Source organism: Idiomarina ramblicola (assembly GCF_003987255.1).
Taxonomy (GTDB): Bacteria; Pseudomonadota; Gammaproteobacteria; order Enterobacterales; family Alteromonadaceae; genus Idiomarina; species Idiomarina ramblicola.
Window position 1 is genome coordinate 442,995 of the sequence record NZ_PIQC01000003.1, and the last position, 23,508, is coordinate 466,502.

Below are 23,508 nucleotides of genomic sequence, written 5' to 3' on the forward strand. Positions count from 1 at the left end.
GCGTCACTCCTTTTTCACTCTGGTTTCTATAGCTAACTGACGGGAAGCCGTTTGTTTCCCGGCAGCGCAACTGCCAACCGCTTCAAGTCTAATATGCGTATATGTTTCATTTGACGACAAGGAATACTCTTCCGGTCCCCGACAAGTTACTGTTGCCTGACAATTATTGATTAACTCCACATTAAGCGGAAAACCCTCGCACTGATCCGCAGGGGCACCACTTAACGGATAAACTTTATTCATTCCGCGCTCTAAACCGGACTGCGCAGCCATAAAGCTGCGTACACCTATAACTTCAACAACCACACTCTCGGACGTACCGCGCACCAAATTCGATAACACAGCAACTAAAGCTCCTAAAGCTACAATAACGAAAATCGCAACGACTAACGCGCTACCTTGTTGTTTCTTTACAGGAGTTCGCTGGACATTTTTAAGGTGCATTGGGAATATGAACCTCTCGGTTATAGAAAAGTCGTTCGGTATTAGCTGACTGATATTCAAGAAAAATGAGTATCACATTATTTCTCATCAACGCAGCATTATTCACTCGGAAAGGTTCACTCATATTCACTAACTGGTCAGTAATGACGACACCTTCACTCGCCTCCAACGGATCGTTTCCCCAACCATAATCGCTGTGACGTTTCAATTGTGTACCCTCCGTGCAAAAACTAACCGGTGCTTTACCAATAAACAGTCTTTGCCCCGGTGACTTTTCAGAAAAGTAGCTGTCGGATTCAAGTTCCAGAGTTGTTACTGTACCCATGCTTGGGCTATCGTTTTTTACTCTCGCACGGCGCTCCTGATTATTGTAAATATAACTGGCATGGGTTGCATAAATGAATAAGCGATCTTTCTGAGAAGAAATTTCACTCCAACGCTCAGAAAAGCTAAAAAAATCTAATGATGCTGATGAATTAGGTGAAAAAGGAGCTTTGTAATAAGTTCCTGCAGCTTTAATCGGTACAAACTCCAGGCACTGCCCGGAATTTATGACTCGCGCGCTATTAGGAACAGAGTTTCTTAATTCACGTGTTATACGCTCTACTGCGAAGCGGCTTTGCTCCAAAAGCTGGATGCGTGCGGCGCCTGTCGCATACATATCCGCACCGATACCCACAAACCTGAAAGTAAAGGCAGATATAATGGACAGCAGTACAATGACAATAACGAGTTCAATTAAGGTAAACCCTTTAATTTTCATCACCAATTGCCCCGCTGTGCTGAAAATTCAATGCGCTGCTCCTGCGGAGTTATAATAACAACATTGATTTGCTTGATGACATTATCCTCAACACTATAAACACGGACCTCAGCACTAAAGCCTCGATAAAAACTAGGCTCAATGTCATCCCCTAAAATATTGGTTAGGTCTGTCTGGGTTGTCCCCAGACAGTTAAAATCGTCGACGTCATCAAATTCACTACGAACCTCTCCGTTTTCAATATTAGGGAGTTCTTCTCCTTCATCAGGGCAAACTTGACTCTCTAATGGGTTGGTACAGGAAGAGGTATTTTCTGAGCAACGCAGGATCGAGGTATTATTGGCATCGAACTTACGCGCCATAATGTCATTCATCAGGCTTTGCCCGAGTTCGGCGGCACGCACTTGTTGCCACGGATCAACCGTTTGACGGGACAATAGCCCCAGACCGCTCGTCACAGCCAAAGCAACAATGGCAATAACCACAATGCCGATAATTAGCTCAATGAGTGTAAAGCCTTGTCGCTTCTTAGCACTCATTAATATAACCCTCACCATTCACACAAAGGTTACGACTGACACCTGAGTTTTCAGCAAGCGTAATAGTGCATCCGCCACTGCATTGGCCTGTTGGCCGACCCAATACATCAAAACCAATAACTCCAGGCAGAGAGCTCACACCAACTAATGAAAAAGTAACATTACCTGAATCGCGAATTTGTCGGTTATTTTCTTCTGTAAAAGGTGATTCACCTGCCGCTGGCAGGCTTCCGGTAGAGCAGTCAGTCGACTTAGAAGTAGGTTCGCCAAGGGCATTTTGCTCAACGACCGCAATGTAGCAGTTATTAGTGTCCTGCATGGCCTGTAATTGAATACTGCGTAATATACTCATTGCCCGCTGCCTTAACACCTGACTTTGAGTACCAGAATTATCGAAAAAAACGGGGCTGACGGATACGGCGAGAATACCGATAATCACCAGTATGATGATAAGTTCAATCAGTGTGAAGCCTATGGACTTCATAATTAGCCTTAATTTAAAAGCCCGCAGAGCGTTCTGCGGGCTTTATCAATTTAACAGCCTGTATCGTCGGACACTACGATAGTTGCCGGTGTCTCATCGTCTTCGGCAGCGCTGTAAGTTAAGTAACACTGAGACGTAGCAATGTCGCCATCCGCATAAGCACCGCTAGCGCCGCTTCCAGTAACTGAAGATGACTGAGCCATGACAACAGTATCAGGAGTTCCAGTCTCCACTTCATACACCCAGTCGCTAGTCAGGTCAGACGCAAAGCCTGCATCAACCGCTTCAATGATACCTGTTGCTGAGGCATCCGGGTAACCAAATACTAAGTTAACATCGGTTCCCTTTACAGAAACAGTCGCTGTACCGGCAGTCTCCTCTCCTTCGATCGCGGCTTTTGAATAAGTCAGCTGCATTGCGCCTTTAACTGAGCCTTCCATACCTTTTAGTGCGCTGACACGAGCATCACTAGAAAAGTTAATAAACTGAGGTGCGGCTGTTACTGCCAAAATCCCCAAAACTACAATGACAATGATCAGTTCGATCAGAGTGAAACCTTTTTGATTGCGCATAATTAAAACTCTCAGTTGTTGTGTAAAGTTATTTCTGTATAGAAATTATTGGTTGTTACTGTGAATACTCACGCCGCCATTACGCGGATTATAAACAAAAGCATTGCCCACTGTCAGATAATCATCGTCCGATGGCGCGTCAGCTTCATTTTTTATGGTGTTACCTAGATAGTAAACACACATGTCGTTACCGGCAGCACTGTCTTGAGTCACATAAGTGAAATAGCGTGTTTGCTCCAGGTTACTAAAATTGGTTGTCACTGTTGGCGCACCTTGCAAAATTGACTGCATCACGCTGACACAATCGGTTGCTGCCATATTTTCATCGTGCGCCTGGTCGTTATCGCCGCTGACAGGATAACCCGTATTGCCGTCGACATAGAGCAGAATTTGATCCATAGACACTTCAGCACCCGCGCCGTTGCCATTAGCACCTTTCGGCCGCCCGCTCAGTTCCCATTCGCCGCGGACAATGCCAACGGCACTGGCAAAGCCACCCGCAACACCTTCCAAGGCAGCGTCTTCCGCATCCGATGACACGTCAGTAAACCGCGGAATGGCAGCGGCGGCTAACAAGCCGAGGATAACCACGACAATAATCAGCTCGATAATGGTAAAGCCCTGCTGCTTGTTTCTCATTTTAGCTCTCATACTAAAACTCCAGTAGAATCCATTTTATTACATTTAAGTAACATTTAACACTCAGTTACTCTGTTATTCCTGAACAACCTGACCCTGCCGACTGTAATAAGTGAACCAGATTCGCTGATTCACTTTATAACGACAATACCCGTTACCGCCGTCTGTCTGCAAAGCGCTAATGGGTATGTCACCGCCCAGCTGCTGCCACAAACGCAAACACCCTTGTTCCACTGCAGGCCACCCCTGTTCATTCATTGGTATTTTCACTTGCTGTTCCCGACTTTCGTTCAGCAACGTGACTTCCCGGGGTTTGCCGCGACGCATCCATTCCGTACGCGCCAGCCACAGCGAGTCAATAAACCGCGACTTCGCAATATCTAATTCCGTTTGTCGCCACGTCTGTGGCTCATTAATCAACAACATTCTGGCCGCCACCGCAGCCAGTATCAACAACAACAGCACCACCAGAATATTCTGCAAGCGCTGAATACCCTTACGCTCGTCCGTTGTTGCTCTCGTCATCAGCGTCCCTGATACGCGCTCATCATGTCCCACATTGGGGTAAATATACCGAGCGCCAGAATCAATACCATTACCGCTACGACCGCTATCATTATCGGCTCAATACGGGCCGTTAAGGTTTTAAGATCGTAATCGGTTTCCCGTTCATAATACTCAGCCACTTCTAACAGCAGAACATCAACCCGGCCGGTTTCTTCACCAACCGATATCATCTGCAGGATCAGTGGTGTAAAAAGACCTGACTGCCGCGCGACCCGCGATAAGTTTTCGCCTCGTTCAATACCGCGGCGCATATCAATAATACGCTTTTCCATCCAGGCATTATCTACCGCCTCTGCAACCAATGACAATGCCTGCGTCAACGGAACTCCGGCCCCTATCATGACGGAAAAGCTACGAGCAAAGCGACCTAACATTGAACGCATTAAAATGGAGCCAATAACTGGTATTTTTAACTTCAGGCTGTCCCACATTAAGCGACCTTTGTCGGTTGCTATGTAATACCGAACACCGAAAAAGCCGCCTACCATTGCTAACAGTAAAAGATGCCAATAGGCGACAAAAAATTGAGAAGAACCTAGCAGCGCACGGGTTGCCCAAGGGAGTTCAACATTGAACCGGCTGAACATGGAGGCAAAGGTTGGAATAACAAAAATGTTCAATACAAATAGCGCAATAACTAATGCTATTAACACAAAACTCGGGTAACGTGTGGCCGCTTTTATTCGTTTCCGGGTGTCTTGCTCTTTTTCCAGGTACACCGAGAGTTGCAGGAAAGACTCTTCCAGCTGACCCGTATTTTCACCCACATGCACAATAGCAATCACAAGGCGCGGGAAAATTCCTCGGTGATGAGACATGGCAGAAGATAAATTCCGCCCTTTTTCTAACTGTTCATGCACATCCTGTAAAGTTTTGCGCAGCCGTTTATTCTGAGTGGTATCCGCCAACCCTTCTATTGCCCGCAGCATTGGAATACCCGCCTGCGTCAATGAATACATTTGTCGGCAGAAGATAATCAACTCGTCTAATGACACTTTTTGCTGAAAGGCAGATTTCAGACTTTCCCCAAAACCACTATTGGATAACGAAAAGCCCGAGCCCCCTGCCGGATTAATCGATAACGGAACCAGTCCTCGACGCATTAATACGTCGGCAGCGTTGCGCTCGTCGCTGGCATCTAATGAGCCTTGCTGCAACTGACCGGCTTTGTCCCGTGCACGATAACGAAACTGCATCAGATACTGTCCTCAACACTTTCTGCTAAAAACAGCACTTCATCAACACTGGTAATACCTTGCCGCGCGTAGTCCAGTGCCACGGTTGCCATAGACTGGTAGCCCGGATGCGCTTTAGCCGCTACAGCAAATTCGCGCGTGTTGCCATCACGTAGTGCATCCATCATAGGCGTATTCATTTCCAGTAGTTCGAACACACCAATACGCCCGCGGTAACCGGTATGGTTACAGGTCTGGCAACCAACCCCGCGTTTGAAAGAATACTTCGAACTCCCCTCTTGCAAATGTTCCAGCCACTGACTTTCGGGTTCGTCGGGCTGATAGTCTTCAGCGCATTTATCGCACACCCGGCGTACCAGACGCTGAGCTAAAATGCCACGCAACGCGGCAGCAACCAAATACGGCGGTGCGCCCATATCAATCAAGCGCATCGCGCTGGTAATAGCATCATTGGTGTGCAGTGTGGATAACACTAAGTGACCGGTTATGGAGCCACGCAGCCCAATTTCGACCGTTTCGTGGTCACGCATCTCACCAACCATAATAATGTCGGGATCTTGACGCAAAGTAGTGCGCAAAACCCGAGAAAAATCCAGGCTGATTTTGCTGTTGACCTGAACTTGTGAAATACGCGGCAAACGGTACTCGACCGGGTCTTCAACCGTAATGACTTTTTTGCCCTCGGTATTCAGTTCGCTGAGCGCACCATACAGCGTGGTGGTTTTACCCGACCCGGTAGGCCCGGTGACCAGCAACATGCCATGCGGACGCTTAATCAGATTGCGCACACGCTTTGCGATGGCATCTGGCATACCGGTTTGCTCCAGCGACAACAACCCCGCGGACTGATCCAGTAGACGCAACACACAAGACTCGCCGTATTGTACCGGCATGGTAGATACCCGCACGTCGATATTGTGCTTGCGTACTCTGATATTAAACCGGCCGTCTTGTGGCAAACGCCGTTCAGAAATATCAAGCCCAGCCATGAGCTTCAAGCGCAGAACCAGAGCGTTGGCAATGTTGGTTTCATCCAGAACATTTTCCTGCAGCACACCATCGACACGCTGGCGTATACGGAGTTTGCGGTCATCAGGTTCAATATGAATATCCGACGCTCTGACTTGCACCGCGTCTTCAAAAATGGACTGCAACAGCTTTGCCACCGTTGCCTCATCGGTGTCGTCATCCAGACTGAGTTGACCCAGCTCAAATTCACTGGTGTCTTCGTATTCATCCTGAAGCTGGCTGGCAAAGGTTTCAATTTCTTTGGTACGCCGGTACAGGTTGTCAAAGGCTTGCATCAATTCACTTTCGGGAACAACCGCAAGTTCCACCTGACGCGGAGCCAACAAATGGCTTATCGCATCAATGGAAGAAAGATCAGCGGGGTCACTCATACCCACCAGAGCTTTGTTCTCATCGGCTTCTATCACCAGGGCACGGTGACGACGCGCCTGAACTTCAGGAAGCAATTTAAAAGCTTCCGACGGAATTTTTCGTTCAGAAATGCTGATTAACGGCAGTTTTAATTGCTGTCCCAGAAACTCGAGTAACTGTTGCTCGGAAATAAAACCCAGGTCGGTTAATGTTGCCCCTAGCTTACGCCCGCTGACACGTTGCCGATCCAGCGCTTTTTGTAACTGCTCTTCGCTGATGATCTGCTCGTGTACCAGCAAGTCACCCAGTCGCATTTTAAGACGAGGACGCTTCATTGCTCACCTGCTGATTCTGTTGCCTTTAGCAAAGCAATTTGCTGCTGAATAAACTCCAGCGTCGGCTGATGCTTTATCCGGCCTAATGCATTTTGATAAGAGGACAAAGCAGCTTCTGGCGAGAACTCTTGTTCAGCAACCGCTTTTCCTAAATACCACCGGCCTTGTGCTGGTTCAGCTTGAACAAGCCGTTGGTAAGCGTTTGCTGCGGTTTGATAGTCACCCATTTCCTGCGCTAGTAACGCTTGCTTTTGAACATACTCAGGGTGCTCGCTCGCATCGGGCGTTGCCTGCTTTAATAAACTTAAAGCCGCAGCCGGACGCGCTTCTTTTTCCAGAATACGAGCGCTTAATAAACGGAATTCAAAGTCAGTTGGAGCCAGCTTAAAACCTGCTTCTAATGTCGTTAGCGCTTGTGACACTTTGTTTCGGCCAAATTGTAGGGCCGCCAGCTTTTTTCTGACGTCCTTATTTTCGGGAGTCACCGCCAGCGCTTTGCGCCAGTGGTCTTCTGCGGAGGTTAGGCGGCCTTGTTGCTGGGCCTTTTGAGCTTTTTCAATATGCTGACTGGCAATTTCGGCAGGTGAAAGCTGCACAGGCTGCTTACTAAACTCACCGCTTTGCTTAGCCTCTTGCTCATTGTTTTTAGCGGTTGTATCCGACGGCTCGGGCTCTCTGGTTCCAATCTGTTCAGAACGTGACTCGTTCTCGACAACCGAAGCCGCAGCTAAATTTTCTGAATTGAACCTTTCTTGTTGCTGCGAACGGCTATCAGCAGGAGCGGCAAGTTCCGGAGGTACTCTAAACGCAGCAGCATCAACAGAAGGCTCAACGCGTTCCTGCACTTTCGGCAGTTCATCGGGGATGCTGTCATTTACCGTCATGACGTTCTTGTCAGACGACTGCCACCAGAAAATCACTAACGCCAGAGCAATAAGCACCAATAGCCCCAAAAACCACAACCCTAATCGAGTGTTACCCCGGCGTTCTACCGCGCTGCTGGCCGCATTTTGAGAAAAAGGCTGCTGCCCTCGGCGATCAAGATCTTTTAGCATTTTGTTGATAACACTCATTGCAAACCACCCATTTGCCAATAGCTGACCGCGGCCGCTGCAAGGAAAAAAACACAAACAGACAAGGCAGCCGGCAAACCTAACGACCGGAACTGCTCAGTATCTTCGGTATCATTAACCGCCAGTTTCAAGTCTTGTAATGACAATTGACGACGTCCTTCTCCATAGGCTAACAACAACATTTTATGACACAACATATTAATCAGACGCGGCACACCTCGACTGCTTTGGTGCAGCCGTTTCACCAGTTTCCAGTCAAATATAGGCGGGCCTTCATAACCAGCCACATCCATCCGATGAGCAATGTATGCTGCGGTTTCATCGACATTCATTGCGGTCAGTTTATGGGAAAAACTGATTCGCTGTCGTAGCTGCCTGAACGCCTTTTGCGCCAGACGTTCGTCCAATTCAGGCTGTCCCAGTAAAATGATATGCACCAGTTTACGTCGCTCTGTTTCTAAGTTAGACAGTAAGCGCAGAGCTTCAAGACTCTCTTCCGGCAGCGCCTGTGCTTCGTCAATGAGTATCACAACCGCTTGCCCGCTTTTATTAACGTCTAGCAGACGTTGCTGCAATGCCCGCGCTAATTGCTGCTGATTGGTCAATTGCTCTGTTTCGACCGCAAGCTCCTGCGCAATAGCCAACCGCAGCTCTGCGGGATTCAGATAAGAGTCAGGAATGTAAGCAGTTTTAAAGAAGTCCGGAATATCATTCAGTAAACGGCGACATAGCAACGTTTTACCGGTTCCGACTTCGCCGGTAATTTTAATAAAGCCCTCACCCGTTTTTAGCGCAGTCAAAACGACCTCGAAAGCCTCGTGGTGGCTTTTCAAGTCGTAGTAGAACTGCGTGTTCGGCGTTATGGTAAAAGGCAGTTCACGCAAGCCGTAATGATATAAATACATACTACCTACTGCTCAATATCCGGGAACCATTCCTGCAGCAGTTCACGTGATCGTTTCAGTTCGTCGCGCCAGGTATCGACACCCACCACCGTCGGTTTCAGTAATATCACCAGCTCTTTCTTTTCCTGACGGTTACGGCGGTTAGTAAAGAGTTCACCCAATACTGGAATATCACCCAATAATGGCACCTTACCCACTTCTTCAGAGTTCACCGTCTGCATTAAGCCGCCCAGTACGACAATTTCACCGTTGCGGGCTTTTACTATGGTGTCCGATTCACGAATGTTACTCCGCGCCAGCGGCAGGACCAGTTCACCTTCGGTTAAGGTAATAACTTTTTGTTGTTCTTCGGTTTCAACTACCGATGGGTGAACGTGCAGAATAACTTCGCCGTCATCACTAATTTGCGGTGTGACATCTAACGAAATACCTGAGAAGAATGGGGTTAAATCAATATCGGAGTTGGATACTGCCGAACTGCCGCCCGTGCCCAGATTGGTGGTCGAATTAACATCGGTGACATAATACTCATCTTCACCAATTTTGATCACGGCCTTCTGATTGTTTGACGCGCTAACACGCGGGTTAGACAGAACCTGCACCGTCCCTTGTGTCTGTAACATCTCTATCATGCCAGTAAAGTTATTCGCTGGGTCTTCATAAGTGAGCCCAAACAAACCACCAATAGCTGCCGACGTTGCATTGCTTGGCGTTACGCCATTAAATTCGACATCGAAGCCAGCACTGCCACTGGCCATGTCACTCCAGTTAATGCCTTGCTGATAACCGTCGTTTAGCGTTACCTCAATAATTCTTGCTTCTAAAATCACCTGACGCTGCAAACGCGATTCGAGTACATCGATAAAGTCGCCCACCGCCCGGAGTTTGCCCGGGGACGCAGTGACACTAACGATGCCAGCCTGTGGTGATAACACCACATTGCCATTACCAATGATGCCCTCAATCACTTCTTTTAAACCACCCCATAAGTCGGTTTCTGACTGGGTGTTAATACTTGAACCATTGCCCTGTAGCTGACTTTGCTGGTTGTCTCTTTGGTATTCACCACTATCGTTGCCTAAAAATGGTGTTCCCTGAGTTCGGGTATTGCTGTTATTGCTTCCCGAATTATTCCGGTTCCCTTGATTACGTTCCTCACTGACACCGCCACCGGAAATTTCCGTTTGTGACATGCCAAAGCGTCTTAGCGACAGGTAATCCAGCGAAAAAGTCTGGGTTCTTACTCCGGAAGGAAAAACTTGAATGGTGCGCCCGGAGCGACGAACTTCAAAACCGTACATATCTTGCACCGCGTCAAGCGTTTCATCCAGCGTAACGTCTTTAAGGCTAAGGGAGATTTCACCGCTAACATCCGGGTGAACCAAAATGTTGTAGGGAGAGTCAGCTGCCAACCCATAAAAGAAAGCCTTGGCATCCACATCGTCTGCCTGCAATACAAAGCGCGGCTCCTCCAACAAAGCTAAACCGTCTTCCTGTTGTCCGTTGGCACTTTGACTCAAAAAGTCACTGACTTCTGCCGGCATTGACGACTTCTGGGCAGGTGCTTTTTGCTCAGCAGCTTGCGGCTTCATCGCTTTATTGGCCTCATTTGGCGAGTAACTGGGCTGATAGGCACAGCCAGTTGTTGCCAATAATAACGCTACCGTCGCAATTCTTCTCATTGTACTGCCCCCGGGCTGCCTTTCTTATTCTGTTTCATCGGCTTAAATAAAGTTATCTCTACTACTTCGTTATTCTTTTTTACTATGACACTGTTTGGTTTTATTGAAGTGACGGTGAGTCCTCCAATGCTTTCTCCTGGCTTAACCCATTCGCCATTCAGCCGTGCTGCCTGGCTACTTTCAGAATAAAAAATTTGGGTCAGCTCCAGCTTCTGTGCCCAACTGTCAAGGCTACTGGCTGTCTGATTGTTACTGACCGGCGGTTGAGTCGGATCACGCTCTTGTGCAACCGCTGCCGCCGACAATACAGCCAATAATATCAATAATATTCTACGCACTGATGAACTCCTTATCAGTACTCAATAAGTACCAGACAATAGTCACCGTAGCTGTCGGATGATTATTCACCTTATAATCAAAACGCGCCCACTGTACATTGGGGTACTCTTTTTGCAGAGTATCGACAAACGCCGATATCGCAAAAAAGCGCCCGGTAAACTCAGCCTGGACAGCATGCTGATAAAGCTTAATAGAACCCGTTTCAAACACTATCGTTGGCTCTTTCGCTTCCAGACTTTCCATTCCCAGTTCGGATGAATGCCGCAACACACCATGCAAAAACTGCTTTCGTTGTTTAACCGGCAATAATACTGAGTTATCTGAAAAGCCGCCTTTAGCGCGCGCCAGCCGCTGTTCTAACTGCGCTATTTCGGCTTTGACGGGTGCATTAATATCCTTATCTAGCTGCGTCTGTAGCTCTTGCTTTAATTGTTTCAGTTGTTCTATTTGAGATTCAATACGACGGTTATCCGCGGTTAGACTTTTATTTTCTTCTAACGTCGGCACAATAACGTAACTAATAAGCGGTAATGTCACGATTAAAAATCCCGCCAACGCCATTAGCGCCCGCTGCCGACCCGGCATTGAATCAAAGGTTTCTTGTATACGTAGCCACCAGTTATTCATTGTTTATTCATCCTCACTGGTTCTGACGCTTTGTAGTAAAAACTGCTGATAGCCCTGCTCACTTCGCTTCAGCTCTACAACCGCAAACCGCTTGTCGGACAATAAATCTGCCTGACCAAACTTATCCATCCACAATACCAGCGCTTCGCTATTCAGCGCCTGTCCGTGTAAGCGAATATTCTCACCATCCATTGAGAAATCCATTAACCAAATCTCTTCCGGTGTTATCTCTGCCAGCTCATGCAAAAAAGCACTAACTGAAGCGGACCGACTGCGTTGAAACTCAGTAATTTGTTGGCTAAAACTTCTGGTATCCTGCAGCTGTTGCTGCAACGTGGCTTTTTCTGCGAGTAATTGCTGACCGGGCTGTCGTTGAGACATACTCTCCCGAAATCGGCTCAGGTCATCATTGAGCGTCGTTACAGTGCTCGATAATCTCTCGTTTTTCTGAACGACGCCTGAATGTTGCCACTGGGTAATCACCACAACGGTTATCAATAACGCCAGCCAAGCACTTAAAACGGTACTCACTTTACTCAAGGTCAGCCGCTGCTTTACCGGTTTCAGCTCGCTACGGTAGAGGTTTACCCATTGCTTCATAAACGACTCCCGAATAACGCACTTAAACCCGCCAGATCGGAGTAGTCATCCTCTCGCAGATCGGCTGACCATTGTGGGTATTCGTAAATACCGCAATCTACGGCTAAAAGCTCTGATAAGCTCTTCCCTATAATTGCGGGTTGCCTATGCTCAACAGCAAGTAGAATTCGACTAATTGGCGCTTGCCGCAAATGACTTTCAAAGTAATCGACTGAACGCTGCAATTCCGTAGCTAGCGGCTCTAAAGCTCCTGCTTCTATCTCGTTTTCATTGTAACCAGAAATATCCGTCACACCTCGTAATATACGGCTAAACATTAAGCCATTAGGGGTGTTAATCTGAGCAATATAATTACCCGCAGGGTTTTGATAAAGCGTTAGTTCGGCATGATGCTGCACTTCGGCTAACTGAGGCAAGGCCAACTCTGAAATTGCAATATCGGTCAAGACAAGCTCACGATCGTTAAAAAACTCGACCCAGGGTTTTAAATAATGTTTGTTCGCAGCGACCGCTACCACTTTATCCTGTCCAGACGGCTGCTCTGGAAACTCATAATAGTCCGCAATAATCTCGTCTGCCGAAAACGAAACTAAGTCACTTAAGCTGTATTTGAGGCTTTCTGAAATTTCTTCAGCGTCCAACATTGGGCGGTCAACTTGCACAGACTCGTACAAATCGGTTCCTAATACCAAGGTGACTTGCGCATTTTTTAGCGGCAAACGGGCGTATTTATTCAGCAAATCCTTCGCTTCGTTTACCAGTGCGCCACGCTGAACTTGCTCATAGTCGTTGACAATCAACTCAGGTGCTTTGGCGAAACCTTTTGCAATAAGAAGGCGGACACTGGTTTGCGTTATTTGAAAGCAAATATGGTGATCACTTTGTTTTTGCTTTGAAAATCCTAACACCCAACAGCATCCTTTATTATTTTTAAATATATGTTAACAGAAACTTTGCAAAGCTCATTACAAAATACATACGTCTGTTTCATTTTATAACTTTAATCATAGCCCGTTTATCTTAATACAAGTCAAGAATACTAGCGCTTAAGTTTCCAGTCCAAAGTCGACCCTGCCCAGTAAGGCACCATGGGTCCTGTTGCGGTATCCACTGTATCGGCCACTGTCCACTGTTGCTGCACTAATTCAATCGTTTCGGTATTACGAGGGAGTTGATAAAAGTCCGCACCGTAGCCGCTGGCAAAGTTTTCTAGCTTGTCTAAGCCGTTATGCCGGCTAAAGAACTCCGCATAAAGTTCAATTGCTGCAGGCGCCGAATAACAACCGGCGCAACCGCAAGCTGTTTCTTTACTCGCCTGTACGTGTGGAGCCGAATCGGTTCCCAGAAAAAACTTAGGGCTGCCGGAAAGTGCCGCTTGTTGCAGCGCCTGCTGATGTGTACGCCGCTTTAGAATCGGCAGACAATAATTATGCGGACGAATACCGCCAACGAGTAAATCATTCCGATTCATCAGCAAATGCTGAGGCGTCATGGTTGCTGCAACATTGTTGTTAGCGTTTTTCACGAACTCAACGGCGTCCGCGGTTGTGATGTGTTCCAGCACTAATTTTAACTCTGGGAAACGCTCAGTTATTGGAATTAAATGGCGCTCAATAAATACCCGCTCACGGTCAAAAATATCAATATCGCTGTCGGTCACTTCGCCATGCACAAGCAGTGGCACACCGTGTTCCTGCATAGCAGCTAACACCGGCCCCAATGCGTCAACTGACTTAACCCCGGCAGCGGAGTTTGTGGTTGCCCCCGAGGGGTAGAGTTTGAAACCGATAATGTGGTCATTAGCAGCGGCTTCGGCAACTTGCCCGGGGGTGGTTTCAGCCGTGAGATACAAAGCCATTAATGGGTTAAAGCTAACGCCTTCGGGCACCTCTTCCATAATCCTTGCCCGGTACTCTAAAGCCGCGTTTACAGTGGTCACCGGCGGTACCAGATTTGGCATGACAATGGCGCGGTGAAACACGGTTGCCGATGCGGGTACGGTTGTTTGCAGCATAGTCCCGTCACGTAAGTGCAGGTGCCAGTCATCTGGTCTTGGAATGGTTAAGCTTTGCATAGTCACTTCTGGCTAAAAAATGATAAAGCCAGTATACCATTAAGTTCCTTAGCAAAAACCTTTAATCTGTATTCTATTTGAGCGTTTTAGCGTAACCCCATGGCTTCTTTCCAGTGCTTACGACAGCAGGAAACGTACCTATCGTTACCACCAATCGCAATTTGCTGACCCATGCGGATAGCGTTGCCTTTTTCATCAACCCGCAAAGACATGGTTGCCTTGCGCCCACAGTGACATATGGTTTTCATCTCCACCAATTTGTCCGCTATAGCCAGCAACACTGCACTTCCCGGAAAGGCGTTACCAAAGGCATCGGTCCGAATGCCGTAACACATCACCGGAATATTGTCGGTATCGGCGAGGCTGGAGAGTTGCCACGCCTGCTCTTCGCTCAAAAACTGAGCTTCATCAATTAATACGCAGTCAATCGGCTGTTGCATATAGCGGGCACGCACCACCGCCGCTAAATCGGTTCTGTGAGTAAAGGAAACCGCATCACGGCCAATGCCTAAACGCGACGCGATGCGCCCTTTGCCAGCCCGATCGTCTAGAGCAGGGGTCATCAGCAACACATGCTGATCACGCTCTTCGTAATTATGCGCCACTTGCAATAACGAAGTGCTTTTCCCCGCGTTCATTGCCGAATAAGTGAAATATAGAGAAGCCATTTTGTTCTATTTTTTAAGTTATTGTGGTTAGATCCTGGCAGAGATTAGCACGATTTTATGGCATTATGGGACAAAGCAACCTTAAGGCAGGAGTTCCCTATGCAATATTCCCCCGAATTTATCAAAGCCATTCCTAAAGCTGACTTGCACTTGCACCTGGACGGCAGCCTCCGTGCCAGCAGTTTAATTGATATGGCTAAACGCGCTGATATCGAACTCCCTAGCTATACCGAGGAAGGTTTATTTGATTTAGTTTTTAAGTCTCACTACAACAATTTGGGTGAGTACCTCAATGGTTTTCAGTACACATGCGCAGCCTTGCGTGATTTAGAAAACCTGGAACAGGCCTCTTACGAATTAGCCGTCGACAACCAGAATGAAGGGGTTAATTACATTGAAGTGCGCTTTGCACCACAGCTACTCATGGATCCAAGTAAAGGGGTGACGTTCGACACCATAATGCACGTAGTAAACGACGGTCTGTTACGCGCAAAGAAAGAGTACAATAATCGCGATGACGTGAAAAATGGCGATAAGCCACCGTTTGAATACGGCATTATCAACTGCGCGATGCGCATGTTTGGTAAAAAAGGATTTTCCCCTTATTACACACAAATGTTTCAACTAATGCGTGACTTTGAACCCATGCAGGTAATAAAAACAGCAGCAATGGACCTGGTTCGCGCCAGCGTTCGTATGCGTGATGAAGAAGGCATGCCTATCGTTGGACTTGATATCGCTGGCCAGGAAATTGGCTACCCGGCAGGTGAATTCAAAGAAGTTTACGAATATGCGCACGAAAACTTTCTGCTAAAAACCGTGCACGCCGGAGAAGCTTACGGTGCTGAGAGCATTTTTGAGGCCTTAACCAAATGCCATGCAGACCGATTAGGTCATGGCTACTCGTTATTTTCACCCGAAATGACCGAAGACCCGACCATTGAAGACCCCAAAGCCTATGGCGAGAGTCTGGCTTCTTATATAGCGGATCGCCGCATTGCGGTTGAAGTTTGCCTGACCAGTAATCTGCAGACCAACCCGGATATCGGCGACATTAAGAACCATAACTTCCAGCACATGCTGGACCATCGTCTGGCCACTATCATTTGTACCGATAACCGTTTGGTATCACGGACCACGGTCAGCAATGAATACCAGTTAGCTCTGGACAACTTTGATATTCCATTAAAACGTCTGAAAGACATGGTTGCCTATGGCTTTAAGAAAAACTTTTTCCCGGGCCGCTATGTAGAAAAGCGTGATTACGCCAAGCAGAACCTGGCCTACTTTGACAAAGTGGTTCAGCAGTTTGGGCTGAAATAAACAGGCAAAAATAAAAAAGGCTCCGAATTAGGAGCCTTTTTTATTACCTGACATTTACTAACGACAACCTTAGAATGGAATGTCGTCATCAAAATCGTTGTCAGGTGAAAACGGCGCAGGTTCTGCCGGTTTCTGTTGTGGTTGCTGTGGCTGTTGATTTTGCGATTGTGATGACTGAGGTGCCGGACGTTGCTGCGACGGCTGTGACTGACCTCCGCCGTAACCACCACCTTGCTGACCGCCACCAAAGCCTTGCCCTTGAGGAGCTGCTGCCTGGCTGCCGCCTTGAGAACCACCGCGCGAATCTAACATTTGCATTTCGTTAATGACCACTTCGGTAGTGTAACGTTCTACGTTGTCCTGCCCAGTCCATTTTCGAGTTTGCAAACGCCCTTCAACATAAACCTTAGACCCCTTCTTCAGATACTCGCCAGCTATTTCCGCCAAACGACGATAGGCCACACAGCGGTGCCATTCAGTTTGTTCACGCGGCTCACCAGTTTGCTTATCTTTCCAGGTCTCGCTGGTAGCAATCGACAGGTTGGCTATCGCTGTGCTGTTTTGGGTATAACGTACCTCTGGGTCAGCGCCCAAATTTCCAATTAAAATAACTTTATTTACACCGCGACTGGCCATGAGTTTCTCCTGTTCCTTATGCGCGTTACAACTGCTTCAATTTATGGGGCGACTGATGCCTTTTCAAGCAACTCATTAACCGCCTTTTCATCATAATGCTTTTTATCAACTTTTAAATAGGTTGCCTGATCTTCCTCAACCCATCTTGCTTCCGTTACACCAGCTATGGTTAGTAATCGCTCACTTAGTTTAACCGCCCTGTCTTCAGGTAATCCTGGCAATGATAGTGATACGCTGGTGACACCAGCGGGGTTAACCATGACCAAGCTGATCAATAACCAACATACTAGCAAGATCAGGCAGAAAACAACAACGCCAGATGTCCCAAAAAACTGTAGGACTGAGCCGCCTGCGACGCCACCGACAAAAGAGCCTAAAAACTGACCTGTTGAATAAATACCACTGGCACTGCCTTTGCTTCCCGCGGGCGCAATCCGGGTAAGCAGCGACGGCAAGCTGGCTTCGATAAAATTAAAACCAGTGAAGAACACCACCAGAGCAGCAACCAGCAACCAGGCATTTTGCCCTGCCACACCAATAATAAGCAGCGCAACAATTAACGTCACAATCGAAAACCGCAGCCACTGTACGGAATTGTTATTGCGGGCACTGTGGATGATCATCGGCACCATGAATAAAATAGAAGCGGCCAGCGTAGGCAGGTAAAACCAGGCATGAGCCTGGCTTTCAAAGCCTGCATTTTGCAACTGAGCTGGCAAAGTCACAAACCAAGCGGTCAAAATAGCGTGCAACACAAAAATACCGCTGTTCAGACACCACAACTGCTTGTGCTTAAGTAAGTCTCTCAGCTCGGATAAAACCGGCAAAGAATCACGTCGTGCCGATGTAGTCACCACTTTGGGTACGCTCAACAGCAAAACAAGAATACCGAGCACACCACTGGCGGCGGTAAACCAAAATAACCCCGAGAGCCCAATTAGGTTTCCCAATAGCGGTCCGGCAACCAATGACACGGCAAATGCCAACCCGATACACATACCAATAGTAGCCATAACCTTAGGCCGCTGTTCATCTCGTGATAAATCGGCCGCCAAGGCGAGTATGGCGGCAGCAATCGCGCCCAAACCTTGTAAAGCCCGCCCAACAGAAACTCCGAATAACGTTTCTGCCTGCGCCGCTACAACACTACCAGCAACAAAAACCAGCAGCCCACCGACAATGACCGGCTTGCGGCCAAGCCGGTCGGATAACATACCGAGAGGAATTTGCAGAAGCGCCTGGGTCAAGCCATAAGCGCCTAAAGCAACCCCGACCCACAACGGTGAATAGTCTGGATAATCTTGTGCATAAACCGCCAGCACTGGCATGATCAAAAACAGGCCCAACATCCGTATACCAAATACAGACGCGAGTGCTAAAGCGGCTTTTCGTTCAGTTTTATTGAGTTTTTGCTGCGTCATTTCACTGCTTTTAAGTCAGTAACATGATAAATGATGCTGCTATTGTACCAGATGCCTAACACTGTGCGATAATAGCGTTTTGTCGTCAGTCAATTACTGAACAACAGACGGGAATTATGGATACTATTGAAGTACGCGGTGCGCGCACGCACAACTTAAAAAATTTCAACCTGACCATCCCCCGCAATAAGCTTATTGTGATTACTGGGTTATCGGGTTCGGGGAAGTCGTCGCTTGCTTTCGATACATTGTATGCCGAGGGGCAACGACGCTATGTTGAATCCCTGTCCGCTTACGCGCGTCAGTTTTTATCTTTGATGGAAAAACCCGACGTTGACAGTATTGAAGGGTTGTCGCCGGCTATTTCAATTGAGCAGAAGTCGACCTCACACAACCCACGCTCAACCGTCGGTACCATCACCGAAATTTATGATTACCTGCGCTTAATGTTTGCCCGTGTAGGCGAGCCCCGCTGCCCAACACATGATGTTCCGCTGGCGGCTCAAACCATATCGCAGATGGTCGACAACGTACTGGCTGCGCCGGAAGGCGAGAAGCGCATGTTGCTGGCACCTATTATTCAAAACCGTAAGGGCGAGCATTTAAAAGTTCTGGAAAACTTGGCGTTGCAAGGCTTTATCCGCGCTCGTATCGACGGCGAAATCTGTGACCTTAGCGACCCTCCGACACTAGAACTGCAGAAAAAACACACCATAGAAGTTGTCGTTGACCGCTTTAAAGTGCGTGAAGGCATGGAACAACGCCTGGCTGAGTCGTTTGAGACCGCACTGGATCTGAGTGGCGGGACGGCACTGGTTGCGCCTATGGAAGGCGACGGCGAAGCCGATGTGTTCTCAGCAAACTTCGCTTGTCCGCATTGTGGCTACAGCATGCAAGAACTGGAACCGCGGTTGTTCTCATTCAACAACCCGGCCGGCGCCTGTACCACTTGTGACGGCTTGGGTGTCGAACAGTTTTTCGCTCCGGAAAAAGTCATAGTCAACGCGGAGCTTTCTCTAACCGGCGGAGCGATTCGCGGCTGGGACAAACGAAACTTTTATTATTATCAAATGCTGCAATCTCTGGCGAAGCACTACGACTTTAAGTTGTCGCAGCCGTTTAACCAACTGCCTGACGAAATCCGCGAGAGAATTTTATTTGGTAGCGGCAAAGAAGAAATTAAATTTACCTACATGAATGATCGCGGTGACAAGGTCGTCAGAGCGCACGCGTTTGAGGGCATCATTCCAAACATGCAGCGCCGTTACCGAGAAACCGAGTCACAAGCGGTACGTGACGAGCTATCAAAATACGTCGCAACACAACCTTGTAAAAGTTGTGGCGGCACGCGCTTGCGCACAGAAGCTCGTCATGTCTTTATTCAGGGCACGACTCTGCCGGAAATTGTCGAGCAGTCGATTGGTGACGCACTTGAGTTTTTCCAGCAGTTGAACATGGAAGGACAACGCGCCCAGATTGCAGAAAAAATCCTGAAAGAAATTAACGACCGATTGCGCTTTTTGGTGAACGTGGGGCTGAATTATTTAAGCTTGTCGCGCAGCGCAGAAACCTTATCCGGTGGTGAAGCACAACGTATTCGGCTGGCCAGCCAAATTGGCGCTGGTTTGGTGGGTGTTATGTACGTACTGGATGAACCCAGCATTGGGTTGCACCAGCGCGATAATGAACGCCTGCTGAACACGCTAACGCACTTGCGCGACTTGGGTAATACCGTGATTGTGGTTGAACACGATGAAGACGCTATCCGCCAGGCCGATCACGTCATTGATATTGGACCCGGTGCCGGTGTGCACGGCGGTGAAATTATTGCTCAGGGGCAAGTCGATGACATAGTAGGAAGTAAAGACTCACTAACCGGCGATTACCTATCGGGGCGAAAGGAAATAGAAGTTCCTCAACAACGGCACCAGCCCGACGAACGCAGGCTCACCATTCGCGGAGCCAGCGGCAATAACTTAAAAAATGTCGATTTCAATTTGCCATTAGGCATTATGACTTGTGTGACCGGTGTCTCTGGTTCAGGTAAGTCGACTCTGGTTAATAATACCTTATTTCACATAGCTCACCACGAACTCAACGGTGCAACAACCGGTGAAGCAGCGCCTTATGACAGTGTTGAAGGAATGCAGCTACTGGATAAAGTGGTGGATATCGACCAGAGCCCAATAGGCCGCACACCACGCTCTAACCCCGCAACTTACACCGGAATATTTACACCTATTCGTGAGCTGTTTGCCGGTGTGCCGGAGTCTAGGGCTCGTGGTTACAAGCCGGGACGCTTTAGCTTTAACGTTCGCGGCGGACGTTGTGAGGCCTGCCAGGGTGATGGTGTCATTAAGGTTGAAATGCACTTTTTACCGGATGTTTATGTGCCTTGTGATATTTGTAAAGGTCAGCGCTACAACCGCGAGACACTGGAAGTACAATATAAAGGTAAGAACATCCACGAAGTGCTGGATATGACCATTGAAGACGCTCGTGAGTTCTTCGACCCGGTTCCGGCCATTGCTCGTAAGCTCCAGACTTTAATGGATGTGGGCTTGTCTTATGTCCGCTTAGGTCAGTCAGCTACGACTCTGTCGGGTGGTGAAGCACAACGCGTTAAATTATCACGCGAGCTGTCAAAGCGCGACACCGGCAAAACTTTATACATTCTGGATGAGCCGACAACGGGTCTGCACTTCCACGACATTAAGCAGTTGCTGGCGGTGATTCATCGTCTGCGTGATCACGGCAACACAGTCGTGGTCATTGAACACAACCTGGATGTGATAAAAACCGCAGACTGGATCATCGACTTAGGCCCCGAAGGTGGCTCTGGCGGCGGTGAAATCTTGTGTGAAGGCACACCAGAACAAATTTGTGAGAATGAGCGCTCTCATACAGCGCGTTTCTTAAAGCCGATGCTAAAGAAGCAGTCATAAAAAGGACGTAGTATGTTAACGGAAGACTTTAAAGTACGATTTTATGAGACCGATGCGCTTGGGCACGTCAATAACACCGTTATTCCAGGCTGGATCGAAACGGGCCGTCTGCCTATTTTCGAATTCTTTGGTGAAATGTCGCCCGAGACACAGAGCTTGATTGTTGCTCGGCTTGAAGTGGATTATTTATTGCCAATTTACTTCGGCGGCCACGTAACAGTGAATACTTACGTCAGTCGTTTAGGCGGCAGTTCATTTGATATTACCACCGAAATTTGGCAAAAAGATAAAATGTGTGCCAAAGGTAAAACGGTGCTGGTGTATTTTGACTACCAACAGGAGCGTTCTGTGAAACTATCCGATCAGTTAAAAGAACGTCTATCAACAATAACGCATCCGGAGCACCCAATTGACGCGTGATCTCGTCAGTGGTGGGCAACAGATACATGCCCCGGATGATCTCAAAAGCTTGCTGGGGGAAATTCATCAGCAAGCAATGAAGATAACCGAAGGGCATGTTGCTGACTACATCCCGGCGTTAGCAGAGGTCGACCCCGAACTCTGCGGACTTACTCTGGCCACTCTTGACGGCGAGGTGTTTAACGTCGGTGATACTCAGGAACAGTTCTCTATTCAGTCCATTTCGAAAATTTTCGGCCTGATGCTAGCCATGGAACGCCTGGGCGAAGATTTGTGGGACAGGGTCAAAATGGAGCCTTCCGGCCAGGCATTTAACTCTATCGTGCAGTTAGAGTGGGAAAAAGGCATCCCGCGTAATCCTATGATAAATGCAGGCGCTATTGTCGTTAGTGACGTGCTGGTTAGTCGTTATTCAGCCAGTAAGAACGCGGTTTTAAGTTTGGTCCGTACGTTATGCGGTAATGACAATGTGTATGCCGATAACATTGTTCACCAGTCAGAAAAAGAACATGGCCATCGCAATGCCGCTCTGGCTCACCTCATGAAAAGCTTTGGTAATATTGATGCGGACGTTGATGAACTGCTTGATCATTACTTTTGGCAGTGTGCGTTAACCATGTCCTGCGAAAACCTGGCTCGCTCTTTTACGTTTCTCGCAAATGACGGAGTTTGTCCTTTTTCCAAAAAAAGCATTATGTCGAAGCGAGATTCTCAACGGATTAACGCTTTGCTATCGACCAGCGGCATGTACGACCAAAGCGGTGAGTTTGCTTTTACTGTAGGCGTTCCGGCTAAAAGTGGTGTTGGCGGTGGTATGATTGCTGTTGTTCCAGACTTTGGCGTTATCTGTTCATGGAGTCCGAGATTAAACAGCTTCGGTAACAGTGCGCGAGGCATGTATATGGTCCGGGAGCTTGCAAACAGGCTAGGCCTGAGCGTTTACTAACGCATTGTTGACGGACGATAAAGCTGAAAACTCTCCATATTAAACCGCTTAAACAGTGTGTCCAACTCACCTTTCCTTCCGAGTTCTCTCATGAGTCTCTGTAACGTTTTGACATTCATGCTTTTATCCTTACCAATCAGCATGTGTAAATCGTATTCAAAGCTTGCCTTTTCAGATAGCAATAGGTCATCTACTCTTACCTGACTAGAGCCTTGTAATGCCGCTAATAGCTCGTCATTGACGACGGTAAGGTCAACTCTCTGCCCTAGTACCATTCGTAAATTAATGATTCGTGAATCCGCTAAGTAAATCATGTATTTTTCTTTTGCTTCATCCGAAGCGACTAACTTCCCTCCAAGTAAGTAATGGTACCCTTTTACACCACCCAGAGTTTTCCCTTCGTATGAATCAAAGAAGGACTGATCTCTTCCTTCCTTTTTTGCCGTTACTAGCCTTTCTTTTCCACTGACTAAGGGGATCGTTTTAGTGTAACTGACCCCACTCCTGCTCCACCCCCAAAGCGGGGACTCAAAGAAGATAACATCGCAGCAGCCACCCTCACTCAAGGATTCATAACGACTGGTTGGTGGAATGATTTGTATGAGAAATTCGTAACTATCCTGATGCTCGTTCAGTAATCTAACTAACTCTCGGGTGAGATCAGTTTCAAGAACATCGGAAAAATAAGGAGGATAATCGTAGGCAGCCACGTAGACTGGTACTTGTGCTGAAGCTGAATTGCTTAGCACGAAAAAAATAATCACAGAAAAATATCTGAGTAATTTCAATTAATTGACTATTGGTTGAGTATCTCTCCCAATAATTAATTTTTAAGCCCTAAATGTCAATAGTTGAACAAGCTTTCCATAGTTTATGATCAGGCACAAAAAAGCCCGGCCAAATGAAGTGACCCCCAATAGTTGGACATTC

The 23,508-nt window shown here is 47.7% G+C and carries 25 protein-coding genes; 4 read left to right on the forward strand and 21 right to left on the reverse strand.

Going from position 1 to position 23,508, the window contains the following annotated elements; genetic code table 11:
- Window positions 1-3: 3 nt before the first annotated feature.
- From CWI78_RS05385 to CWI78_RS05470, 18 genes are all read right to left on the reverse strand, one after another.
- Window positions 4-444, reverse strand: coding sequence for a Type II secretory pathway component (locus tag CWI78_RS05385; protein WP_126780979.1), 441 nt, complete (start codon window positions 442-444; stop codon window positions 4-6).
- Window positions 434-1,207 (reverse strand): PilW family protein, encoded by a 774-nt coding sequence (locus CWI78_RS05390; protein ID WP_126780981.1) that lies wholly within the window; start codon window positions 1,205-1,207, stop codon window positions 434-436. Before CWI78_RS05390 ends, CWI78_RS05385 begins: the two co-directional genes overlap by 11 nt.
- Entirely contained in the window at window positions 1,207-1,746 is a 540-nt protein-coding gene (locus tag CWI78_RS05395) for a type IV pilus modification PilV family protein (protein ID WP_126780983.1), read from the reverse strand. Before CWI78_RS05395 ends, CWI78_RS05390 begins: the two co-directional genes overlap by 1 nt.
- On the reverse strand, window positions 1,736-2,230 hold the full coding sequence (locus CWI78_RS05400; RefSeq protein ID WP_126780984.1) for a prepilin-type N-terminal cleavage/methylation domain-containing protein: 495 nt from the start codon (window positions 2,228-2,230) through the stop codon (window positions 1,736-1,738). Before CWI78_RS05400 ends, CWI78_RS05395 begins: the two co-directional genes overlap by 11 nt.
- 50 nt (window positions 2,231-2,280) lie before the next feature.
- A complete protein-coding gene (locus CWI78_RS12995; protein WP_126780986.1) occupies window positions 2,281-2,802 on the reverse strand; it encodes a type II secretion system protein in 522 nt (173 codons plus the stop codon).
- Between the two features lie 45 nt (window positions 2,803-2,847).
- A complete protein-coding gene (locus CWI78_RS05410) occupies window positions 2,848-3,453 on the reverse strand; it encodes a prepilin-type N-terminal cleavage/methylation domain-containing protein (protein ID WP_126780988.1) in 606 nt (201 codons plus the stop codon).
- A 63-nt stretch (window positions 3,454-3,516) separates the two neighbouring features.
- Entirely contained in the window at window positions 3,517-3,966 is a 450-nt protein-coding gene (locus tag CWI78_RS05415) for a Type II secretory pathway component (protein ID WP_126780989.1), read from the reverse strand.
- Window positions 3,966-5,204, reverse strand: a complete 1,239-nt coding sequence (locus CWI78_RS05420) for a type II secretion system F family protein (protein ID WP_126780991.1) — start codon at window positions 5,202-5,204, stop codon at window positions 3,966-3,968. The genes CWI78_RS05415 and CWI78_RS05420 overlap by 1 nt, the downstream gene beginning before the upstream one ends.
- Entirely contained in the window at window positions 5,204-6,919 is a 1,716-nt protein-coding gene (locus CWI78_RS05425; protein WP_126780992.1) for a GspE/PulE family protein, read from the reverse strand. The genes CWI78_RS05420 and CWI78_RS05425 overlap by 1 nt, the downstream gene beginning before the upstream one ends.
- The gene (locus tag CWI78_RS05430) at window positions 6,916-7,992 is read right to left on the reverse strand and encodes a tetratricopeptide repeat protein (RefSeq protein WP_126780994.1); all 1,077 of its coding nucleotides are present in this window, start codon (window positions 7,990-7,992) and stop codon (window positions 6,916-6,918) included. Before CWI78_RS05430 ends, CWI78_RS05425 begins: the two co-directional genes overlap by 4 nt.
- Window positions 7,989-8,897: an ExeA family protein gene (locus CWI78_RS05435; RefSeq protein WP_126780995.1), complete on the reverse strand. Its 909-nt coding sequence runs from the start codon at window positions 8,895-8,897 to the stop codon at window positions 7,989-7,991. Before CWI78_RS05435 ends, CWI78_RS05430 begins: the two co-directional genes overlap by 4 nt.
- Window positions 8,898-8,902: 5 nt before the next feature.
- Window positions 8,903-10,579, reverse strand: coding sequence for a pilus (MSHA type) biogenesis protein MshL (mshL, locus tag CWI78_RS05440; protein ID WP_126780997.1), 1,677 nt, complete (start codon window positions 10,577-10,579; stop codon window positions 8,903-8,905).
- A complete protein-coding gene (locus CWI78_RS05445; protein WP_126780999.1) occupies window positions 10,576-10,917 on the reverse strand; it encodes a GspB domain-containing protein in 342 nt (113 codons plus the stop codon). Before CWI78_RS05445 ends, mshL begins: the two co-directional genes overlap by 4 nt.
- Window positions 10,910-11,545, reverse strand: coding sequence for a Type II secretory pathway component (locus CWI78_RS05450; RefSeq protein WP_126781001.1), 636 nt, complete (start codon window positions 11,543-11,545; stop codon window positions 10,910-10,912). The genes CWI78_RS05445 and CWI78_RS05450 overlap by 8 nt, the downstream gene beginning before the upstream one ends.
- A 3-nt stretch (window positions 11,546-11,548) precedes the next feature.
- A complete protein-coding gene (locus CWI78_RS05455; protein ID WP_126781003.1) occupies window positions 11,549-12,145 on the reverse strand; it encodes a PilN domain-containing protein in 597 nt (198 codons plus the stop codon).
- Window positions 12,142-13,053, reverse strand: a complete 912-nt coding sequence (locus CWI78_RS05460) for a Type II secretory pathway component (RefSeq protein WP_126781006.1) — start codon at window positions 13,051-13,053, stop codon at window positions 12,142-12,144. Before CWI78_RS05460 ends, CWI78_RS05455 begins: the two co-directional genes overlap by 4 nt.
- Window positions 13,054-13,184: 131 nt before the next feature.
- Window positions 13,185-14,219 carry a dihydroorotase gene (gene pyrC / locus CWI78_RS05465; protein WP_126781008.1) on the reverse strand — a complete coding sequence of 345 codons (1,035 nt, stop codon included), beginning with the start codon at window positions 14,217-14,219 and terminating at the stop codon, window positions 13,185-13,187.
- Window positions 14,220-14,305: 86 nt separating this feature from the next.
- A complete protein-coding gene (locus CWI78_RS05470) occupies window positions 14,306-14,887 on the reverse strand; it encodes a thymidine kinase (RefSeq protein WP_054489724.1) in 582 nt (193 codons plus the stop codon).
- Window positions 14,888-14,986: 99 nt separating this feature from the next.
- Here CWI78_RS05470 and CWI78_RS05475 point away from each other — a divergent pair, with 99 nt between their 5' ends.
- Window positions 14,987-16,210 carry an adenosine deaminase family protein gene (locus tag CWI78_RS05475; RefSeq protein WP_126781010.1) on the forward strand — a complete coding sequence of 408 codons (1,224 nt, stop codon included), beginning with the start codon at window positions 14,987-14,989 and terminating at the stop codon, window positions 16,208-16,210.
- Between the two features lie 69 nt (window positions 16,211-16,279).
- Here the strand turns inward: CWI78_RS05475 and ssb are convergent, their stop codons facing one another.
- Entirely contained in the window at window positions 16,280-16,846 is a 567-nt protein-coding gene (gene ssb, locus CWI78_RS05480; RefSeq protein ID WP_126781012.1) for a single-stranded DNA-binding protein, read from the reverse strand.
- Window positions 16,847-16,887: 41 nt separating this feature from the next.
- Window positions 16,888-18,267, reverse strand: a complete 1,380-nt coding sequence (locus CWI78_RS05485) for an MFS transporter (RefSeq protein ID WP_126781014.1) — start codon at window positions 18,265-18,267, stop codon at window positions 16,888-16,890.
- A 116-nt stretch (window positions 18,268-18,383) separates the two neighbouring features.
- Here CWI78_RS05485 and uvrA point away from each other — a divergent pair, with 116 nt between their 5' ends.
- The 3 genes from uvrA to glsA are packed head-to-tail and all read left to right on the forward strand — an operon-like array spanning window position 18,384 to window position 22,578.
- A complete protein-coding gene (gene uvrA, locus CWI78_RS05490) occupies window positions 18,384-21,212 on the forward strand; it encodes an excinuclease ABC subunit UvrA (RefSeq protein WP_126781016.1) in 2,829 nt (942 codons plus the stop codon).
- A gap of 12 nt (window positions 21,213-21,224) precedes the next feature.
- Window positions 21,225-21,632 (forward strand): acyl-CoA thioesterase, encoded by a 408-nt coding sequence (locus CWI78_RS05495; protein WP_126781018.1) that lies wholly within the window; start codon window positions 21,225-21,227, stop codon window positions 21,630-21,632.
- Window positions 21,622-22,578: a glutaminase A gene (gene glsA / locus CWI78_RS05500; protein ID WP_126781020.1), complete on the forward strand. Its 957-nt coding sequence runs from the start codon at window positions 21,622-21,624 to the stop codon at window positions 22,576-22,578. The genes CWI78_RS05495 and glsA overlap by 11 nt, the downstream gene beginning before the upstream one ends.
- Here glsA and CWI78_RS05505 read toward each other — a convergent pair.
- The gene (locus CWI78_RS05505; protein WP_167468599.1) at window positions 22,575-23,342 is read right to left on the reverse strand and encodes an ABC transporter substrate-binding protein; all 768 of its coding nucleotides are present in this window, start codon (window positions 23,340-23,342) and stop codon (window positions 22,575-22,577) included. The genes glsA and CWI78_RS05505 overlap by 4 nt on opposite strands.
- Between the last annotated feature and the right edge of the window lie 166 nt (window positions 23,343-23,508).

What these genes read in the sequence shown, in the direction of transcription:
- CWI78_RS05385 (WP_126780979.1), bottom strand. Translation starts at nt 444, where the DNA reads ATGCACCTTAAAAATGTCCAGCGAACTCCTGTAAAGAAACAACAAGGT.
- CWI78_RS05390 (WP_126780981.1), bottom strand. Translation starts at nt 1,207, where the DNA reads ATGAAAATTAAAGGGTTTACCTTAATTGAACTCGTTATTGTCATTGTA.
- CWI78_RS05395 (WP_126780983.1), bottom strand. Translation starts at nt 1,746, where the DNA reads ATGAGTGCTAAGAAGCGACAAGGCTTTACACTCATTGAGCTAATTATC.
- CWI78_RS05400 (WP_126780984.1), bottom strand. Translation starts at nt 2,230, where the DNA reads ATGAAGTCCATAGGCTTCACACTGATTGAACTTATCATCATACTGGTG.
- CWI78_RS12995 (WP_126780986.1), bottom strand. Translation starts at nt 2,802, where the DNA reads ATGCGCAATCAAAAAGGTTTCACTCTGATCGAACTGATCATTGTCATT.
- CWI78_RS05410 (WP_126780988.1), bottom strand. Translation starts at nt 3,453, where the DNA reads ATGAGAGCTAAAATGAGAAACAAGCAGCAGGGCTTTACCATTATCGAG.
- CWI78_RS05415 (WP_126780989.1), bottom strand. Translation starts at nt 3,966, where the DNA reads ATGACGAGAGCAACAACGGACGAGCGTAAGGGTATTCAGCGCTTGCAG.
- CWI78_RS05420 (WP_126780991.1), bottom strand. Translation starts at nt 5,204, where the DNA reads ATGCAGTTTCGTTATCGTGCACGGGACAAAGCCGGTCAGTTGCAGCAA.
- CWI78_RS05425 (WP_126780992.1), bottom strand. Translation starts at nt 6,919, where the DNA reads ATGAAGCGTCCTCGTCTTAAAATGCGACTGGGTGACTTGCTGGTACAC.
- CWI78_RS05430 (WP_126780994.1), bottom strand. Translation starts at nt 7,992, where the DNA reads ATGAGTGTTATCAACAAAATGCTAAAAGATCTTGATCGCCGAGGGCAG.
- CWI78_RS05435 (WP_126780995.1), bottom strand. Translation starts at nt 8,897, where the DNA reads ATGTATTTATATCATTACGGCTTGCGTGAACTGCCTTTTACCATAACG.
- mshL (WP_126780997.1), bottom strand. Translation starts at nt 10,579, where the DNA reads ATGAGAAGAATTGCGACGGTAGCGTTATTATTGGCAACAACTGGCTGT.
- CWI78_RS05450 (WP_126781001.1), bottom strand. Translation starts at nt 11,545, where the DNA reads ATGAATAACTGGTGGCTACGTATACAAGAAACCTTTGATTCAATGCCG.
- CWI78_RS05455 (WP_126781003.1), bottom strand. Translation starts at nt 12,145, where the DNA reads ATGAAGCAATGGGTAAACCTCTACCGTAGCGAGCTGAAACCGGTAAAG.
- pyrC (WP_126781008.1), bottom strand. Translation starts at nt 14,219, where the DNA reads ATGCAAAGCTTAACCATTCCAAGACCAGATGACTGGCACCTGCACTTA.
- CWI78_RS05470 (WP_054489724.1), bottom strand. Translation starts at nt 14,887, where the DNA reads ATGGCTTCTCTATATTTCACTTATTCGGCAATGAACGCGGGGAAAAGC.
- CWI78_RS05475 (WP_126781010.1), top strand. Translation starts at nt 14,987, where the DNA reads ATGCAATATTCCCCCGAATTTATCAAAGCCATTCCTAAAGCTGACTTG.
- ssb (WP_126781012.1), bottom strand. Translation starts at nt 16,846, where the DNA reads ATGGCCAGTCGCGGTGTAAATAAAGTTATTTTAATTGGAAATTTGGGC.
- CWI78_RS05485 (WP_126781014.1), bottom strand. Translation starts at nt 18,267, where the DNA reads ATGACGCAGCAAAAACTCAATAAAACTGAACGAAAAGCCGCTTTAGCA.
- uvrA (WP_126781016.1), top strand. Translation starts at nt 18,384, where the DNA reads ATGGATACTATTGAAGTACGCGGTGCGCGCACGCACAACTTAAAAAAT.
- CWI78_RS05495 (WP_126781018.1), top strand. Translation starts at nt 21,225, where the DNA reads ATGTTAACGGAAGACTTTAAAGTACGATTTTATGAGACCGATGCGCTT.